We start from the raw sequence: 15,412 nt of genomic DNA on the forward strand, positions 1-15,412 counted from the left end.
ATGCAAGTCGAGTCCGACATCGACGGCGATGGCGAATCCACGCCGATCTGGGCCGCGTTCGGCGACCTGATGGCGGTGCTGCTGGGCGTGTTCGCGCTGATCCTGGTCGGCGTGATCGGCGTGCAGCTGCACATGGAAACCCGGCTGCGCGACGAGATTCACCAGCGCGAAGTCGCCGAGCAGCGACGCAAGGCGCTGGAGCGGGCGCTGGCTGCGCCGCTCGCCGAGGGGCGCATCACCCTGGTCGATGGCCGCATCGGCATCCGCGGCAGCGTGCTGTTCGCCTTGAACTCCGACGAACTGCAGCCGGAGGGCCGCGAGGTGCTGGGCACGCTGGCCGGTCCGCTGGGCGAATACCTGCGCGCGCGCGACGAGATCCTGATGGTCAGCGGCTTCACCGACGACCGCGGCATCCACGGCGACAACCTGCATTTCGCCGACAACTGGGAGTTGTCCGCGCAGCGCGCGCTGACGGTGACGCGTGCGCTGATCGAGGCCGGCATCCCGTCGTCCTCGGTATTCGCGGCGGCGTTCGGCGCCGAACAACCGGTGGCGTCCAACGACGACAGCGAAGGGCGCGCGCGCAATCGCCGCGTCGAGATGGCGCCGGTGCCGCGCAATCGTGCATCCGGCGGGAATGGCCGTGGCGGCTGAGATCGCCACGCTGCGCTCACGACTCGATGCTTGGCGCGCGGCGGGCACACATCGTGTCGATCCAGTCGGCTTCCATCGGCTGGAATCGCTGGTGCGGCGCAGCGCATCCGCAGATGCGTCCATGCGGGCGCTCCTGCAACCGCGCATCGACGCGTTGGCGGAAGCGCATGCGGCGACGATCGCGCGCAAGGCAGCCGCATCGCCATCCGCAATCGACGCAGCGCGTCCGCTCGCGGCATTGGTCGCGGAATGCGATGCGCGGCGTGGCGGCATCGACGTCGATGCCGGGCATCTCGATCCAACCGCGCCCGCCATCCAGCACGCAGAACTCCCGGCACTGCAGCCGGCGCGGGAACTGTGGAAGGCCGTGCGCACTGAACGCCAGTTGCGGCAATCCCTGCAGAAACCGCACGAAGACACCGGCCCGCTCAACTCGGCGCAACTGGTAAACCGCATGCTGTTGCGGATGGGCGAGGCCTCGCCCGGGTTTCTCGAACACTTCATCGGCTATGTCGACGTGCTGTCCGAACTCGAACACCTGTTCGGCCCGGTAGCCGTGGCCGATCCGTCGTTGCCGATGTCAGGCAGGAGGCCGGCGGCGAAGCGGGCCCGCGCGCCGCGCAAGCGCAAGGACTGACGGCTCTCCGCACGCATCCGGCATCGCGCGGTCCTCCAAACGAAAACGGGCGCCTTTCGGCGCCCGTCTTTTATCGCAACTACAGGGTAGTGCTCAGTAGCGGTAGTGTTCCGGCTTGTACGGGCCGTCCACGTCGACACCGAGGTACGCAGCCTGTTCGGCGGTCAGGGTGGTCAGCTTCACGCCGATCTTCTCCAGGTGCAGGCGCGCGACTTCCTCGTCCAGCTTCTTCGGCAGGATGTAGACCTTCGGCTCGTAGGCCTCCTTGTTCGCCCACAGGTCGATCTGCGCCAGCGTCTGGTTCGAGAACGAGTTCGACATCACGAAGCTCGGGTGGCCGGTGGCGCAGCCCAGGTTGACCAGGCGGCCTTCGGCCAGCAGGAAGATCGCGCGGCCGTCAGCGAAGGTGTACTTGTCGACCTGCGGCTTGATGTTGAGCTTGGCCACGCCCGGGAAGGCGTTCAGCGCATCGACCTGGATCTCGTTGTCGAAGTGGCCGATGTTGCAGACGATCGCCTGGTCCTTCATCTGGCTCAGGTGGTCGATGGTCAGCACGTCCTTGTTGCCGGTGGTGGTGACATAGATGTCGCCACGGCCGAGGGTCGACTCGACGGTGTTGACCTCGAAGCCTTCCATCGACGCCTGCAGGGCATTGATCGGGTCGATCTCGGTGACCACCACGCGCGCGCCGTAGGCACGCAGCGAGTGCGCGGAACCCTTGCCGACATCGCCATAGCCGCAGACCACCGCGACCTTGCCGGCCAGCATCACGTCCATTGCGCGCTTCAGGCCATCGGCCAGCGACTCGCGGCAACCGTAGAGGTTGTCGAACTTGGACTTGGTGACCGAATCGTTGACGTTGATCGCCGGCACCAGCAGTTTGCCGGCCTCGACCATCTGGTACAGGCGATGCACGCCGGTGGTGGTTTCCTCGGACACGCCCTTCCAGTCCTTGACCACGCGGGTCCAGTAGCCGGGGCGCTCGGTGGCCACGCGCTTGAGCAGGTTCTTGATCACCTGCTCTTCGTGGCTGCCGGAGGCGGAGTTCACCCAGCTTGCGTCGCCCTGTTCCAGCTCGTAGCCCTTGTGGATCAGCAGGGTGACATCGCCACCGTCATCGACGACCAGTTCCGGGCCGGTCTGGGTGCCGTCGGCCAGGGTGAAGGTCAGCGCATCCAGCGTGCAGTCCCAATACTCTTCCAGGGTTTCGCCCTTCCACGCGAACACCGGGGTGCCGGTGGCGGCGATCGCGGCGGCGGCATGGTCCTGGGTCGAGAAGATGTTGCAGGACGCCCAACGCACGTCGGCACCGATGTCCTTCAGCGTCTCGATCAGCACCGCGGTCTGGATGGTCATGTGCAGCGAGCCGGTCACGCGCACGCCGGCGAGCGGCCTGCTGGCGGCGTACTTCTTGCGGATCGACATCAGGCCCGGCATCTCGTGCTCGGCGATGTCCAGTTCCTTGCGGCCCCAGTCGGCCAGGGAAATGTCGGCGACCTTGTAGTCGCCTTCCGTGGAGAAGGTCTTCAGTTGTGCGTTCATGTGCTGCTCCGTCGTTGGAATCCGCGCGGGATTCGCAGTAACGGGCGCCGTTTGCGTGGAACCGTGCCGAGCCTGGCCGTGGTGGGATCCACACGGTCGCAGCGCCCCTCGGCAGGGCGCGCGCAGTTTATCGCCTTATCGGGTTGCAGGGATGAATCGCGTGGCCGGCGTGCCGACGGACGGTTCAGCCGCCTGGCGTCATCCAGGCCGGCGTGGGCAGCGATTCCAGCGCGGAGCGCAGGCTGTCGTTCCAGTGGCTGCGGACCTGGTTGAGATAGGGGTCGTCGTCTTCCAGGCGCATCTTCAGGTCGATGGACAACGCATCGCGCCGGTAGCGCAGCAGGTCGATCGGCGGGCCGACCGACAGGTTGGAGCGCATGGTCGAGTCGAACGAGACCAGCGCGCACTTGGTGGCGGCGTCCAGCGAGGTCTGTGGGGTGACCATGCGGTCCAGGATCGGCTTGCCGAACTTGATCTCGCCGCTCTGGAAATACGGGGTGTCCGGATTGGACTCGATGAAATTGCCCTCCGAGTACACCATGAAGAGGCGCGGCGTCTCGCCCTTGATCTGGCCGCCGACAATGAAGGTGCCGGATGCGTCGATCCCGCTGTCGCGCAGGTAGGCGGCATCGCGCTTGCGGATCTCGCGCATCGCGTCGCCCACCAGGGTGGCGACCTCGAACATCGATTGCGCGCTGTACAGGCCCACGCCATCGCCATGGTTGGCGCGATATTCCAGCAGGTTCAAGGTGTTCTGGGTCAGCGACAGGTTGCCGGCCGAGAGGGTGACGATGACCCGGTCGCCGTCCACCGCGAACACCCGCATCTTGCCGAAGCGGCGGACGTCGTCGACGCCGGCATTGGTGCGCGAATCGGAGGCGAACAACAGGCCTTCGTCGAGGTTCAGGCCGATGCAATAGGTCATGTCAGGAGGCGTCGCCGATGAGGGATGATGCGGATGGCATTGTGCCCGCGCAGATCGCCGCGGGTGAAGGGATCACTGGTCGTGGCCCCACGGACGCGCGGCCACGACCACCGGCGATGCGACATCGGTCGAGACCATGAACTGCCGGTGGATCGCATCGCCAAGCCGAACCAGCCGCGCCATCGCCTCCTGTAGCCATGTCTCGAGCCCATGGTCGACGATTTCGTCGATGCGCGCGTAGCGGCAATGCGCGGAGAGTGCGCCGGCCTGGCGCACCACTTCCATCGCGTCGCCGCCTGCCAGCGTCTGCAGCACGTTGTGCGCGGTCGCGGTGCAGGTCAGCAGCGATCGCGGATTGCCTTCCTGCAGCAGCATCAGGTCGACCACGCCGGCGGCATTGACCGAGCCGCGATACAGCCGGCGATAGGTTTCGAAGGCGGACAGCGACTGCAGCAGCGCGCTCCAGCGGAAGTAGTCGACCGCGTCCTGCTCGCGGGCCTCGGCTTCGCCCTCGCTGCCGGCGATGTCGAGCAGGCGGATCGCCCAGTCGGCGCGTTCGACGAAGGCCCCGAGTTGCAGGAAGTGGTAGCCCTCGCCGCGCCCGAGCGTGCCGATGGTGACCCCGCGGAACGAGGCCGAACGTCCCTTCACCCGTTCCAGCAGGTTGTTGATGCCATCGGCATGCAACCGGCTCCAGGTCTGCCCGCGCATCTCCAGCCAGGAGACGTTGAGGTCTTCGTACATCTCCGCGGTGATCGCAACGCGTTGCGCGCGGGCGCATTCGCGCGCGGCATGCAGGCAGCTGTACACCGACGACGGATTGTCCGCGGCCAGCAGAAGATGGCGCTGCACGGATTCCGCATCGATCCGGCCGTAGCGGTTGCGCACCACGTCGGCTGCACCGAGTGCGTCCAGTGCGCGTCGCCACGGCGCGGCTTCCTTCTTGCCGCGGTCGTATCGCTCCGGGAGCAGGGCGATGCGCAGGGTCACGTCGACCAGGCGCGCGGTGTTCTCGGCGCGCTCGACGTTGCGCGCGGCCCAGTACAGGTCGCTGGCGGTCCGGCACAACATCAGCCCGGCCCTCCGTCGGATTCCAGCACCCAGGTGTCCTTGGTGCCGCCGCCCTGCGACGAATTCACCACCAGCGAGCCTTCGCGCAGGGCCACGCGGGTGAGCCCGCCGGGCACCACATGGATGCGCCGGCCACAGAGGATGTAGGGACGCAGGTCGATGTGGCGCGGCGCCAGCCCGCTCTCGACGAAGGTGGGGCAGGTCGACAGCGACAGCGTGGGTTGCGCGATGTAGTTGCCGGGATCGGCGAGGATGCGTTGGCGGAAGTCTTCGATCTCCGCCTTGGTCGATGCCGGCCCGACCAGCATCCCGTAACCGCCGGCGCCGTGGACTTCCTTCACCACCAGTTCGTGCAGGTGCTCGAGGGTGTACTTGAGGTCATCGGGATCGCGCAGGACGCGGGTCGGCACGTTGTGCAGGATCGGCTCTTCGCTCAGATAGAAGCGGATCATCTCCGGCACGTACGGATACACCGACTTGTCGTCGCCCACGCCGGTGCCGGGCGCATTCGCCAGGGTCACGTTGCCGGCGCGGTAGGCCTCGAACAGGCCGGGCACGCCGAGCATCGATTCCGCGCGGAACACTCGCGGATCCAGGTAGTCGTCGTTGACCCGGCGGTACAGCACGTGCACGCGCTGCGGGCCGCGGGTGGTGCGCATGTAGACCATTGCGTCGCGCACGAACAGGTCCGCGCCTTCGACCAGTTCCACCCCCATCTGCTGGGCCAGGAACGCATGCTCGAAATACGCGGAGTTGGCTGCGCCCGGCGTCAGCACGGCAACGACCGGATGGTCCACGCCGGCCGGCGCGGCCTCGCGCAGGGTGTCCAGCAGCATGTCCGGATAGCGCTCGACCGGCGCGATCTGCTGGCGCGCGAACAGCTCCGGCAACAGCCGCGCCATCATCCGGCGGTTCTCCAGCATGTACGACACACCGGACGGCACCCGCAGATTGTCTTCCAGCACGTAGTACTCGCCGTCGCCGGCGCGCACCAGGTCGATGCCGGAGATGTGCGAATACACGCCGCCGGGCACCGCGAAGCCGCGCATCTCCTGCCGGTATTCGCTGTTCTCGAAGACCAGGTCCATCGGCACCCGGCCTTCCTTGAGGATCCGCTGCTCGCCGTAGACATCGCCCAGGAACAGGTTCAGCGCATGCACGCGCTGGCGCAGCCCGGCTTCCAGCATCTTCCATTCGCCGGCCGGGACGATCCGCGGCACCAGGTCGAACGGGATCAGCCGCTCGTTGCCGGATTCCTCGCCGTACACGGAGAAGGTGATGCCGACGCGATGGAAGGAAATCTCCGCCTCGCGCCGCTTGTGCCCGATCTCGGTCTCCGGCGTGCGGTTGAGCCAGTTGTCGAACGCGCCGTAGTGCGCGCGCACCCTGCGCAGCGGGTCATGCATCTCGTCGTACGCAATCGCCATCCGACTGGCCAGCCTTGTCCCCGGGTCGACGCCTCCGTGATAGCACGGAGGCGCGGCGCTGGCTAGATGTTGCGATGCAATATGCGAGGTTTCTGAGGTTGAGGCGATGGTGGTTCTGACGGTGTGTCCCCGCTCGGCACCGCCTGCCTTGCACGATCGGATGGGGCGCTTCCGTTTACCAAATCCTTTACGCCAGAAACGGTACTTAGTCCGCATCGTGATCAAAGGAGCCGCTATGTCCATTGGAGACATGACACCGTGCGTAGGCGTTTGGAAGCCCGTTGTCCTGCTTGCGCCATTGGTGCTGTTGCTGGGCTGCAGTCGCGGCGACGACGGCGCTCGTCAGAGCGCGGAGTCCGGTGGTAAGCAGACCGGACCGTCAGCGGCGATGTCATCCGATGGCAAGGACGCAGAAGACGAATCGCTGCAGTTCCCGGCGATCCCGCAGATCGTCGTGCCTGACATCATCGGGGTCACGCCTGCGCAACGGGCGCTGGAAACCTCGATGCAGGACATCCTGGATCCCATCGCCGGCATCACCGTCAGGCCCGCCAACTGCAGTACGGACGGTGCGCTGGTGACGGATGCCGGAATCACCAGCGTGGACGAACAGGGCAATGTCAGCCGCAACGGCGATGAGGGGATTTTCCAGATCAATGCCGATGGCAGCGGCACGGCAAATTACGAAGGCGGCATCATCTCGCTCAATGCCGATGGCAGCGGCACCATCAACGGCAATGGCGACGGCGGTGGCGACGACGCGATCATCCGCGTCAACGCCGATGGCTCGGGCACCTACAACGGTCGCTACGGCATCATCTCGCTCGATGGCAAGGGCGCGGGCACCTGGAACGGCGACAGCGGCATCGTCACCAACAATGGCGATGGCTCAGGCACCTGGAACGGCCCGCAGGGACTGGTGACGATCAGGGCGGATGGTTCCGGCGAATGGAACGGACCCGAACAACGGGTGCAGAACCACGGCGATGGCACCGGTCGGGTGGGGACGCCCGGCACGGTGGTCAAGATGGATCCATTGCCGAAGGTGCCGCCCGCCGGCAAATTCCCGCCACTCGGCAAATTTGCGCCACCCGGTGTGCCGTGCGGCTTCGTCATCAGCCTGAGCGATCGCGTGCTCTTCGACTTCGACAAGTCGGACATACGGCCGGATGCTGCGAAGGTGCTGGATACCCTCGCGAGCGCGCTGCGGACCGTTCCCGCCAGGTCGATGGAGATTCGCGGCCATACGGACGCCAAGGGCAGTGACGATTACAACCAGTCGCTGTCCGAGCGAAGGGCGCAATCCGTCGTGGCAGCCTTGCAAGCGCGTGCCTCGGCCAAGGAGGCCACCGCGAAGGGTTACGGGGAATCGCAACCCGTTGCGCCGAACACGCTCAAGGGCGCAGACAATCCGGGCGGGCGTCAGTTGAACCGGCGCGTGGAAATCTTCGTACGGACTTAAACAGCTTAGCGCCGCGCGGTTACCAATCCGTCGGCGTGTAGTCCTTCAGGAACTGGCCCCAGACGTGCTCGCCGGTGTTGAGTCTGTGGATGATCGGATCGACGATGCGCGCGGCGCCGTCGACGATGTCCAAAGGCGGATGGAAGCGTTCCTCGATGACCTTGCGCGCGGCGAGCTCGGCCGGATCCTCGTCGGTCACCCAGCCGGTATCGACCGAGTTCATGTGGATGCCGTCAGCGTGGTAATCCGCCGCGGAGGTGCGCGTCATCATGTTGAGCGCGGCCTTCGCCATGTTGGTATGCGGGTGCCGGGTGGTCTTGAAGTTGCGGTAGAACTGCCCCTCCATTGCCGACACGCTGACGATGTGCTTGTCGCGATCCGGCGTGCGCGCATCAGCGGCTTCAGCCGTGCGTTGATGATGAACGGCGCGATGGCGTTGACCAGTTGGGTCTCCAGCAATTCCACCGATGGCACTTCGTGCATCAGCAGACGCCAGGAATTGCGCTCGCGCAGGTCGACCTGCTGCAGGTCCTGGTCCAGCCGGCCCTCGGGGAACAGGTGCTTCTGCCCGAGCAATTCGTCGGCAAGCAGCGGCACCTGCGAGAGTTCGGCGGAGCGCGTGAGTCCCGCATTGCCGCCGCTGCCACCAATCGATAGTTGCGTGGTTGCCGAATTGGCATCGGGCAGCATGTTGTAGCTGCGCACGTCTTCGGGCGTGTCGTGCAGCGCGGCGGTTTCCGCTTCCATCATGTGCGCGTAGAACTCGGGCGGGCGACGCACGGTCTGGCAGGCGTTGTTGATGATGAAGTCGAGCCGCGGCAGCTTGCCGATCAGTTCATGGCAGAACGCCTCCACGCTGGGCGTGTGGCGCAGGTCCAGGCCGAACACTTCGAGTCGATGGCCCCACTCGCCGAAGTCGGGCTCCTGCGCATAGCGTGCGGCGGAATCGCGCGGGAAGCGGGTTGTGACGACGAGGTGCGCACCGGCGCGCAGCAGTTTCAGGCCGGCCTGGTAGCCGATCTTGACCCGCCCGCCGGTCAGCAGCGCGACGCGCCCGCTGAGGTCGGCCAGTTCAGTGCGCTTGGCGAAATTGAAGTCGGCGCAGTCCGGGCACAGCTGGTCGTAGAAGTGATGCAGCCGCGTGTACTTCTGCTTGCAGACATAGCAATGCAGCAACTCGCTCGACTCGACCGGCGCGAGCTGGGGCGAGGTCAATGCAGGCGGGAAATAGTTCGGCGTGGTGAACACCGGCCTGCGGCGCAATTCGCGGATGCCGGTCTGGTCGAGCACCGCCTCGGCGCGACGCACGGCCTCGGCGTTGCGTTCGCGCTCGCGTTCCTTGGCCTTCTTGCGGCGCAGCTTGGGCTCCGGGTGGTAGATCGACGCGATCGCCTGGTGAAGGCGCGTGCGTTCATCGCTGGGCCAGCTGTCCAGCACGGTACGGTCGGCGGCGATCGACTCGAGCAGTGCGAGTGCGTCATGCGCGCTGGTGGAGTCGTCGGCGTCGGTGGAAGGCGCAGTGGTGTTGGTCAGGGCGTCAGTCTTGCGTATGGCGTGATTCAAGAACATGGCGGCCTGCAAAAAAAACACGGGCCGCGTGGGCGGCCCGTGCTTCACGGCATGGCGATACAGCGTGGCGTGCTTACAGCTTCGCCGCCTTGCGCAGTTGCTCGGCCTTGTCGGTCTTCTCCCAGGAGAAGGTGGTCGCGGTGTGCTTCTTGCCGTCGCCGTCGACGTAGCTGATCTCCTTCGGCTTGCGGCCGAAGTGGCCGTAGCTGGCGGTGGCCTGGTAGATCGGATGCTCCAGGTCCAGCATCCTGGTGATGCCGTACGGACGCAGGTCGAAGTTGGCGCGGATCAGCTTCTCGATCACGTCGTCACCGACCTTGCCGGTGCCGAAGGTGGTGACCGAGATCGAAGTCGGCTCGGCCACGCCGATGGCGTAGCTGACCTGCACTTCGCAGCGGTCGGCCAGGCCGGCGGCGACGATGTTCTTGGCCACGTAGCGCGCGGCGTAGGCGGCCGAACGGTCGACTTTGGACGGATCCTTGCCGGAGAACGCGCCGCCGCCGTGGCGGGCCATGCCGCCGTAGCTGTCGACGATGATCTTGCGGCCGGTCAGGCCGCAGTCGCCCACCGGGCCGCCGATCACGAACTTGCCGGTCGGGTTGATGTGCACCTTGTTCTTCGACAGCGAATCCAGCCACTTCTTCGGCAGCACCGGCACGAGGATCTCGGCGCGCACGGCTTCGACCAGGTCCTTCTGCTTGATGTCCGGATCATGCTGGGTCGACAGCACCACGGCGTCGAGGCCAAGCACGGTGTTGCCGTCGTAGCGCAGGGTGACCTGCGACTTGGCGTCCGGGCGCAGCCACTTCAGCTTGCCCTTCTTGCGCACCTTGGCCTGCTGCTCGACCAGGCGGTGCGAGTAGTACAGCGGCGCGGGCATGAACTCCGGCGCCTCGTTGCAGGCGTAGCCGAACATCAGGCCCTGGTCGCCGGCGCCCTGTTCCTCGGGCTTCTTGCGGTCCACGCCCTGGTTGATGTCGGGCGACTGCTTGCCGAGCATGTTGATGATGGCGCAGGTGTGGCCGTCGAAGCCGACGTCGGAATTGTCGTAGCCGATGTCGTTGATGACCTTGCGCGCCAGCGCCTCGATGTCGACCCACGCGGAGGTGGTGACTTCGCCGGCGACGATGGCGGCGCCGGTCTTCACCATGGTCTCGCAGGCCACGCGGGCGCGCTTGTCCTGCGCGAGGATCGCGTCGAGGACGGCGTCGGAGATCTGGTCGGCGATCTTGTCCGGATGGCCTTCGCTGACCGATTCCGAGGTGAAGAGATAGCTGGACATCGCGGCTCCTGTGAGTGATTCATCCTTGTATGCGGATGAAAAGATGGGCGCGCATCATACAACCCTGCGGGCGCGCGTGCATCTTGCGCCATCCGGCGGGGGATGGGTATTGCGGTTGCGTTAAGCGGGTTCGTCATCTGCCCGCAACCTGACGGCAACCGCGGCGTCGCATCGGCGGTGCAGGCTGCCGGCCAACACGGTCGCGGCCCGTCGCCATGCTCCAGCTCGAACAGCGCCTCCGCCAACGTTTCCCGCACTGGTTCCGCGGTCGTCGCGCGGCCATCGCCCGGCCGCTGCTGCGCGGGATCGCGCGTTGGTCGCGGCTCGCCGAGATCGACGCCTTCATCGCCGCCAACCGCCACGTGCGCGGCTTCGCCTTCGTTGCCGCGGCGCTGCAGTTCCTCGGCGCCCGGTATGAAGTGGACGATGTCGGGCTGGCGCGGATCCCCGCGCACGGGCGCCTGCTGGTCATCGCCAACCATCCCAGCGGTGCGCTCGACGCGCTCGCATTGCTGGACGCGATCGGCAAGGTGCGGCGCGACGTGCGCATCGTCGCCAACGACGTCCTGTCGGCGCTCGACAACCTCGATGGCCTGTTGCTGCCGGTGCGCATCCTCGGTGGCCGGCCCGCACCCGACAGCCTGCGCGCGGTCGATGCGGCATTGGCGCGTGGCGAATGCGTGGTCGTGTTCCCCGCCGGCGAGGTCTCGCGGCTGGGACCGCGCGGCATCCGCGACACGCGCTGGCGGCGCGGTTTCCTGCGATTCGCCCGCGGCTGCGATGCGCCGGTGTTGCCGGTGCGCATCCACGCGCGCAATTCCGCGCTGTTCTACGGCGCGTCGGCATTGTTCAAGCCCGTCGGCACCGCCTTGCTGGCGCGCGAAATGTTCGCGCGGCGCGGACGCCGGATCCGCTTGCTGGTCGGCACGCCGCGCACCATCCCCGCGGACGGCGACAGCCGGGCGCTGCTGCGTGAGATCAGGCGCGAGTTGTACGCGTTGGGCACGCGTCGGCAGCGCGACGAAAGGGCTGCATCGCCCGACCCCGAACGTCTCGCGGATGCGGTGGATCCTGCCGCGTTGCGCGTCGGCATCGCCATGCTGCAGTCACTGGGCACGACGAGCGACGGCAAGCAGATCCGCGTCGGCACGCTGTCGGTGGACGCACCGTTGCTGCGCGAGATCGGCCGCCTGCGCGAACTGACGTTTCGCGAGGTGGGCGAGGGCACCGGCCGCAGCCTGGACCTGGATGCCTGGGACAGTTGGTACGAGCACATCGTGCTGTGGGACGACGCGGCCTCGAAGGTGGTCGGCGCCTACCGCATCGCGCGTGGCGCGCCGGTGCTGGCTGCGCATGGCATCCGTGGCCTGTACACCGCTTCGTTGTTCGACTACGCCGACGATGCGATTGCCCGCATCGCCCAAGGCATGGAGCTCGGCCGAAGCTTCGTGGTCCCGGAATACTGGGGCAGCCGCAGCATCGACTATCTCTGGCAGGGCATCGGCGCCTACCTGCGCGCGCATCCGAAGGTGCGCTACCTGTTCGGTGCTGTCTCGATCAGCGCGGCCCTGCCGATCACCGCGCGCGAGCAGATCGCTGCGCACTACGCCCACTATTTCGGCGGCCCGGTGGGCGAAGTGGTCTCGAAGCGTCCGTTCGCGTACTGCGCCGCGCATCCACGCGATGCGGCGATGGATGCCGACACCGCGTTCCGCGTGCTGAAGGCGAACCTGGACGTACTCGGCGCGCAGGTGCCGATGCTCTACAAGCAGTACACCGAGCTGTGCGAGCCGGGCGGCGCGCGGTTCCTCGCGTTCGGCGTGGATCCGGATTTCAGCGACGCGGTGGATGGATTGATCGAGGTCGACATCCAACGGATGCGGCCGAAGAAGCGGCAGCGCTATCTGGGCGACATCGCGACAGGTAGCGCCTGATGCATGCCGTCGAGCCGCCGATGCGCCGTGCGGTGTTCCTCTCCGACGTCCACCTCGGCTCGCGCCATTGCCATGCGGCGGAACTGGCGACGTTCCTCACGACGCTGCGTTGCAGGCGGCTGTACCTGGTCGGCGACATCGTCGACCTGTGGTGGATGGCGCAGCGGCGCGCGCAATGGGGCAATGCGCAGAATCGCGTCGTCGAAGCCTTGCATGCATTGCGTCGCGCCGGCACCGAGATCGTGTACATCCCCGGCAACCACGATCGCCCGATACGCAAGTTCTGCGGGCTCGCGCTGCCTGCGATGCAGGTGCGTCGTCGCGCGATCCATGTCACCGCCGATGGACGCCGCCTGCTGGCGGTGCACGGCGACGAGTTCGACGGCGTCACTCATTTCGGCAGCCTGCAGGAGAAGTTCGGCGACTGGCTGTACTACCGCATCCTCACCGGCAACCAGTGGCTCAACGTCGTGCGCGGGCGGCTTGGCCTGCGCTACTGGTCGCTGTCGGAATTCCTGAAATCGAAGAGCGGTGCTGCGGAGCGTTTCATCGAACGGTTCATGCAGGCCGGACTGGATGATGCGCGCCGGCGCGGACTGGACGGCATCGTCTGCGGCCACATCCATCGCGCTGCGCTGCTGCACCGCGACGGGCTGGTCTATGCCAATGACGGCGACTGGGTGGAGAGCCTGAGTGCGCTGGTCGAGGAGCCGGATGGGACGCTGCGGCTGTTGGCGCATACCGGCGAGGTACTGGCCGAAATCCTGCCGCGACACGTCGTGGTGCGGCCGGTCGAGCCCGCACTGCCACGCGCCGCGTGATCGTGCGGGCGGATGCCGGTTAGCATCCACGCATGGATTCATTGACCCAGATCGTCCTCGGTGGCGCCCTCGCCGCCGCCATCGCACCCGCCCGCCATCGTCGCGCTGCCTTGCTGGCCGGCGCCGCGCTCGGCACCTTGCCGGACCTCGATGCGCTGCCGCTGATGCTGCTCAGCGACGACCCGATCGTGAACATGACGGTGCATCGCAGTTTCAGCCATTCGCTGTTCGTGCTGCCGTTGCTCGGCATCGCAATCTGGTGGCTGTTCAAGCGCTTCGGCAACGGGCGCGTGGCCGAGGCACCGACGCGCTGGTGCTGGGCCATCCAGCTGGCGCTGGTGACGCACCCATTGCTGGATGCGTTCACCGTCTACGGCACCCAGCTGTGGTGGCCACTGATGCCGCCGCCGACGATGTGGTCCAGCGTCTTCATCATCGATCCGCTCTACACGCTCTGGTTGTTGCTGGCCTGCGTCGCCGCGTTCTTCCTGCGCGAGCGCGCATCGGCGCAGCGCGTGCTGGCCGCGGGGCTGGTGCTGAGCACCGCCTACCTCGGCTGGTCGCTGCTGGCGAAGTCGATGGTCGATCGCGAGGCGGATCGCGCACTCGCGGCGATGGGCCTGGGCGATGCGCCGCGCTTCTCGGTGCCGATGCCGTTCAACACCTTGCTGTGGCGGGTGGTGGCGATGACGCCATCGGGTTTCGTCGAGGGCGAGCTCTCGCTGGTGGCCGACGACCGGCCGATGCAGTTCCGCGGCTATCCATCCAATGTCCAGGCACTGCGTCAGGCCGCTTCCATTCCAGCGGTTCAGCGGTTGACCTGGTTCAACCATGGCTTCATGAAGGCGCAAGTGCGCGACGGGCAACTGGTGCTGAGCGACCTGCGGATGGGTGCAGAGCCTGATTACACCTTCAACTTCGCGGTGGCCGAACCCGACGGCAACGGCTGGCGCGCGATCCCGCCGCAACAACTGCGCTGGCCGTGGCAGGCACGCCGGCGCCTCGGCGAGATGTGGACGCGGATCTGGAACATGCCCGCTCCGGATCGGCCCTCGACTCAGGCGGCGGCGAGTTCCGGCGACACACCGGCGACCAGCGCGTCGAAATAATCGCGGGTCAGCCGCAACTGTTCGTCGGCGGTCTGCGCGCGGTTGACCACCGCACGGAACGCGGTGTTTTCCGGGCGATCCTTCGCATACCAGCCCAGGTGCTTGCGGGCGATGCGCACGCCCGACACCTCGCCATAGAACGCATGCAGGTGCTCGAGATGGCCGAGCAGGACGTCGCGTATCTCCTGCAACGACGGTTCCGGCAACGACTCGCCGGTGGTCAGGTAATGCGCGATGCGGCCGAGGATCCACGGCCGCCCCTGCGCCGCGCGTCCGATCATCACCGCATCGCAGCCGGTCGCATCCAGCACGAAGCGCGCCTTCTCCGGCGAATCGATGTCGCCGTTGGCGACCACCGGGATCCGCAGCATCGCCTTGATCGCGGCGATGGTGTCGTACTCGGTGGTGCCGGTGTATTGCTGGTCGCGGGTGCGGCCGTGCACGGCGAGCGCCTGGATCCCGGCATCCTCGGCGATGCGTGCGATCTCCGGCGCGTTGCGGTGGTCGGCATCCCAGCCGGTGCGGATCTTCAGCGTCACCGGCACGTCGACGGCGTTGACCACGGCCGCGACGATGCGCGCGACCAGGTCCGGTTCGCGCATCAACGCGCTGCCGGCCCAGGCGTTGCAGACTTTCTTGGCCGGGCAGCCCATGTTGATGTCGATCAGCTGCGCGCCGTGGTCCACGTTGAAGCGCGCGGCATCGGCCATGATCGCGGGCACGGTGCCGGCGATCTGCACGCTGACCGGATCCGGTTCGCCGACATGATCCATCCGGTGCAGCGATTTCGCGGTGGTCCAGAAGCGCGGATCGCTGGTGGTCATCTCCGAAACGGCGAGTCCTGCGCCCAGCCGCTTGCACAGCAGGCGGAACGGCTTGTCGGTCACGCCCGCCATGGGCGCGAGGATCACCTTCGGTTCGATGCGGTGCGGGCCGATCTGCATGCGCGCATTGTAGGGCGCGCCTTGGCCCGTCCCTG

The 15,412-nt window shown here is 66.8% G+C and carries 12 protein-coding genes, 1 pseudogene and 1 riboswitch; of the genes and pseudogenes, 6 read left to right on the plus strand and 7 right to left on the minus strand.

Annotation, left to right across the window (positions count from 1 at the left end; translation table 11 throughout):
- On the plus strand, positions 1 to 654 hold the full coding sequence (locus ACE3T8_RS03665; RefSeq protein ID WP_374606894.1) for an OmpA family protein: 654 nt from the start codon (positions 1 to 3) through the stop codon (positions 652 to 654).
- A complete protein-coding gene (locus ACE3T8_RS03670) occupies positions 638 to 1,291 on the plus strand; it encodes a DUF2894 domain-containing protein (protein ID WP_374606896.1) in 654 nt (217 codons plus the stop codon). The genes ACE3T8_RS03665 and ACE3T8_RS03670 overlap by 17 nt, the downstream gene beginning before the upstream one ends.
- Before the next feature lie 93 nt (positions 1,292 to 1,384).
- On the opposite strand, the gene ahcY is transcribed toward ACE3T8_RS03670, so the two are convergent.
- The 4 genes from ahcY to ACE3T8_RS03690 all read right to left on the minus strand — a co-directional run bounded on the left by ahcY (position 1,385) and on the right by ACE3T8_RS03690 (position 6,256).
- Positions 1,385 to 2,833 carry an adenosylhomocysteinase gene (gene ahcY, locus ACE3T8_RS03675; RefSeq protein ID WP_374606898.1) on the minus strand — a complete coding sequence of 483 codons (1,449 nt, stop codon included), beginning with the start codon at positions 2,831 to 2,833 and terminating at the stop codon, positions 1,385 to 1,387.
- Between the two features lie 35 nt (positions 2,834 to 2,868).
- A riboswitch (S-adenosyl-L-homocysteine riboswitch) is annotated at positions 2,869 to 2,949 on the minus strand.
- Between the two features lie 68 nt (positions 2,950 to 3,017).
- Complete coding sequence (locus ACE3T8_RS03680; RefSeq protein WP_374606900.1) at positions 3,018 to 3,758, minus strand: peptidase; 741 nt, start codon at positions 3,756 to 3,758, stop codon at positions 3,018 to 3,020.
- A 72-nt stretch (positions 3,759 to 3,830) separates the two neighbouring features.
- Positions 3,831 to 4,829 (minus strand): alpha-E domain-containing protein, encoded by a 999-nt coding sequence (locus ACE3T8_RS03685; protein WP_374606902.1) that lies wholly within the window; start codon positions 4,827 to 4,829, stop codon positions 3,831 to 3,833.
- Entirely contained in the window at positions 4,829 to 6,256 is a 1,428-nt protein-coding gene (locus ACE3T8_RS03690; protein WP_374606904.1) for a circularly permuted type 2 ATP-grasp protein, read from the minus strand. The genes ACE3T8_RS03685 and ACE3T8_RS03690 overlap by 1 nt, the downstream gene beginning before the upstream one ends.
- Positions 6,257 to 6,506: 250 nt before the next feature.
- Here ACE3T8_RS03690 and ACE3T8_RS03695 point away from each other — a divergent pair, with 250 nt between their 5' ends.
- A complete protein-coding gene (locus ACE3T8_RS03695; protein ID WP_374607057.1) occupies positions 6,507 to 7,718 on the plus strand; it encodes an OmpA family protein in 1,212 nt (403 codons plus the stop codon).
- A 19-nt stretch (positions 7,719 to 7,737) separates the two neighbouring features.
- Here ACE3T8_RS03695 and ACE3T8_RS03700 read toward each other — a convergent pair.
- Together ACE3T8_RS03700 and metK are read right to left on the minus strand one after the other, a co-directional pair.
- A pseudogene (locus tag ACE3T8_RS03700) lies at positions 7,738 to 9,287 on the minus strand (SDR family NAD(P)-dependent oxidoreductase).
- A 73-nt stretch (positions 9,288 to 9,360) separates the two neighbouring features.
- On the minus strand, positions 9,361 to 10,569 hold the full coding sequence (gene metK / locus ACE3T8_RS03705) for a methionine adenosyltransferase (RefSeq protein WP_374606906.1): 1,209 nt from the start codon (positions 10,567 to 10,569) through the stop codon (positions 9,361 to 9,363).
- A 215-nt stretch (positions 10,570 to 10,784) separates the two neighbouring features.
- Between metK and ACE3T8_RS03710 the strand changes: the two genes are divergently transcribed.
- Genes ACE3T8_RS03710 through ACE3T8_RS03720 form a run of 3 tightly spaced genes read left to right on the plus strand, consistent with a single transcriptional unit; the run spans position 10,785 to position 14,433 of the window.
- On the plus strand, positions 10,785 to 12,503 hold the full coding sequence (locus tag ACE3T8_RS03710) for a GNAT family N-acyltransferase (protein ID WP_374606908.1): 1,719 nt from the start codon (positions 10,785 to 10,787) through the stop codon (positions 12,501 to 12,503).
- Positions 12,503 to 13,324 (plus strand): UDP-2,3-diacylglucosamine diphosphatase, encoded by an 822-nt coding sequence (locus ACE3T8_RS03715; RefSeq protein ID WP_374606910.1) that lies wholly within the window; start codon positions 12,503 to 12,505, stop codon positions 13,322 to 13,324. Before ACE3T8_RS03710 ends, ACE3T8_RS03715 begins: the two co-directional genes overlap by 1 nt.
- A 32-nt stretch (positions 13,325 to 13,356) precedes the next feature.
- A complete protein-coding gene (locus tag ACE3T8_RS03720; RefSeq protein WP_374606911.1) occupies positions 13,357 to 14,433 on the plus strand; it encodes a metal-dependent hydrolase in 1,077 nt (358 codons plus the stop codon).
- Here the strand turns inward: ACE3T8_RS03720 and dusB are convergent.
- Complete coding sequence (gene dusB / locus ACE3T8_RS03725; RefSeq protein WP_374606912.1) at positions 14,382 to 15,377, minus strand: tRNA dihydrouridine synthase DusB; 996 nt, start codon at positions 15,375 to 15,377, stop codon at positions 14,382 to 14,384. The genes ACE3T8_RS03720 and dusB overlap by 52 nt on opposite strands.
- Positions 15,378 to 15,412: the final 35 nt, after the last annotated feature.

Source organism: Thermomonas sp., assembly GCF_041919455.1.
Taxonomy (GTDB): Bacteria; Pseudomonadota; Gammaproteobacteria; order Xanthomonadales; family Xanthomonadaceae; genus Thermomonas.

Excerpts from the sequence above, each read along its gene's own strand:
- ACE3T8_RS03665 (WP_374606894.1), top strand. The coding sequence starts at position 1 with ATGCAAGTCGAGTCCGACATCGACGGCGATGGCGAATCCACGCCGATC.
- ACE3T8_RS03670 (WP_374606896.1), top strand. The coding sequence starts at position 638 with ATGGCCGTGGCGGCTGAGATCGCCACGCTGCGCTCACGACTCGATGCT.
- ahcY (WP_374606898.1), bottom strand. The coding sequence starts at position 2,833 with ATGAACGCACAACTGAAGACCTTCTCCACGGAAGGCGACTACAAGGTC.
- ACE3T8_RS03680 (WP_374606900.1), bottom strand. The coding sequence starts at position 3,758 with ATGACCTATTGCATCGGCCTGAACCTCGACGAAGGCCTGTTGTTCGCC.
- ACE3T8_RS03685 (WP_374606902.1), bottom strand. The coding sequence starts at position 4,829 with ATGTTGTGCCGGACCGCCAGCGACCTGTACTGGGCCGCGCGCAACGTC.
- ACE3T8_RS03690 (WP_374606904.1), bottom strand. The coding sequence starts at position 6,256 with ATGGCGATTGCGTACGACGAGATGCATGACCCGCTGCGCAGGGTGCGC.
- ACE3T8_RS03695 (WP_374607057.1), top strand. The coding sequence starts at position 6,507 with ATGACACCGTGCGTAGGCGTTTGGAAGCCCGTTGTCCTGCTTGCGCCA.
- metK (WP_374606906.1), bottom strand. The coding sequence starts at position 10,569 with ATGTCCAGCTATCTCTTCACCTCGGAATCGGTCAGCGAAGGCCATCCG.
- ACE3T8_RS03710 (WP_374606908.1), top strand. The coding sequence starts at position 10,785 with ATGCTCCAGCTCGAACAGCGCCTCCGCCAACGTTTCCCGCACTGGTTC.
- ACE3T8_RS03715 (WP_374606910.1), top strand. The coding sequence starts at position 12,503 with ATGCATGCCGTCGAGCCGCCGATGCGCCGTGCGGTGTTCCTCTCCGAC.
- ACE3T8_RS03720 (WP_374606911.1), top strand. The coding sequence starts at position 13,357 with ATGGATTCATTGACCCAGATCGTCCTCGGTGGCGCCCTCGCCGCCGCC.
- dusB (WP_374606912.1), bottom strand. The coding sequence starts at position 15,377 with ATGCAGATCGGCCCGCACCGCATCGAACCGAAGGTGATCCTCGCGCCC.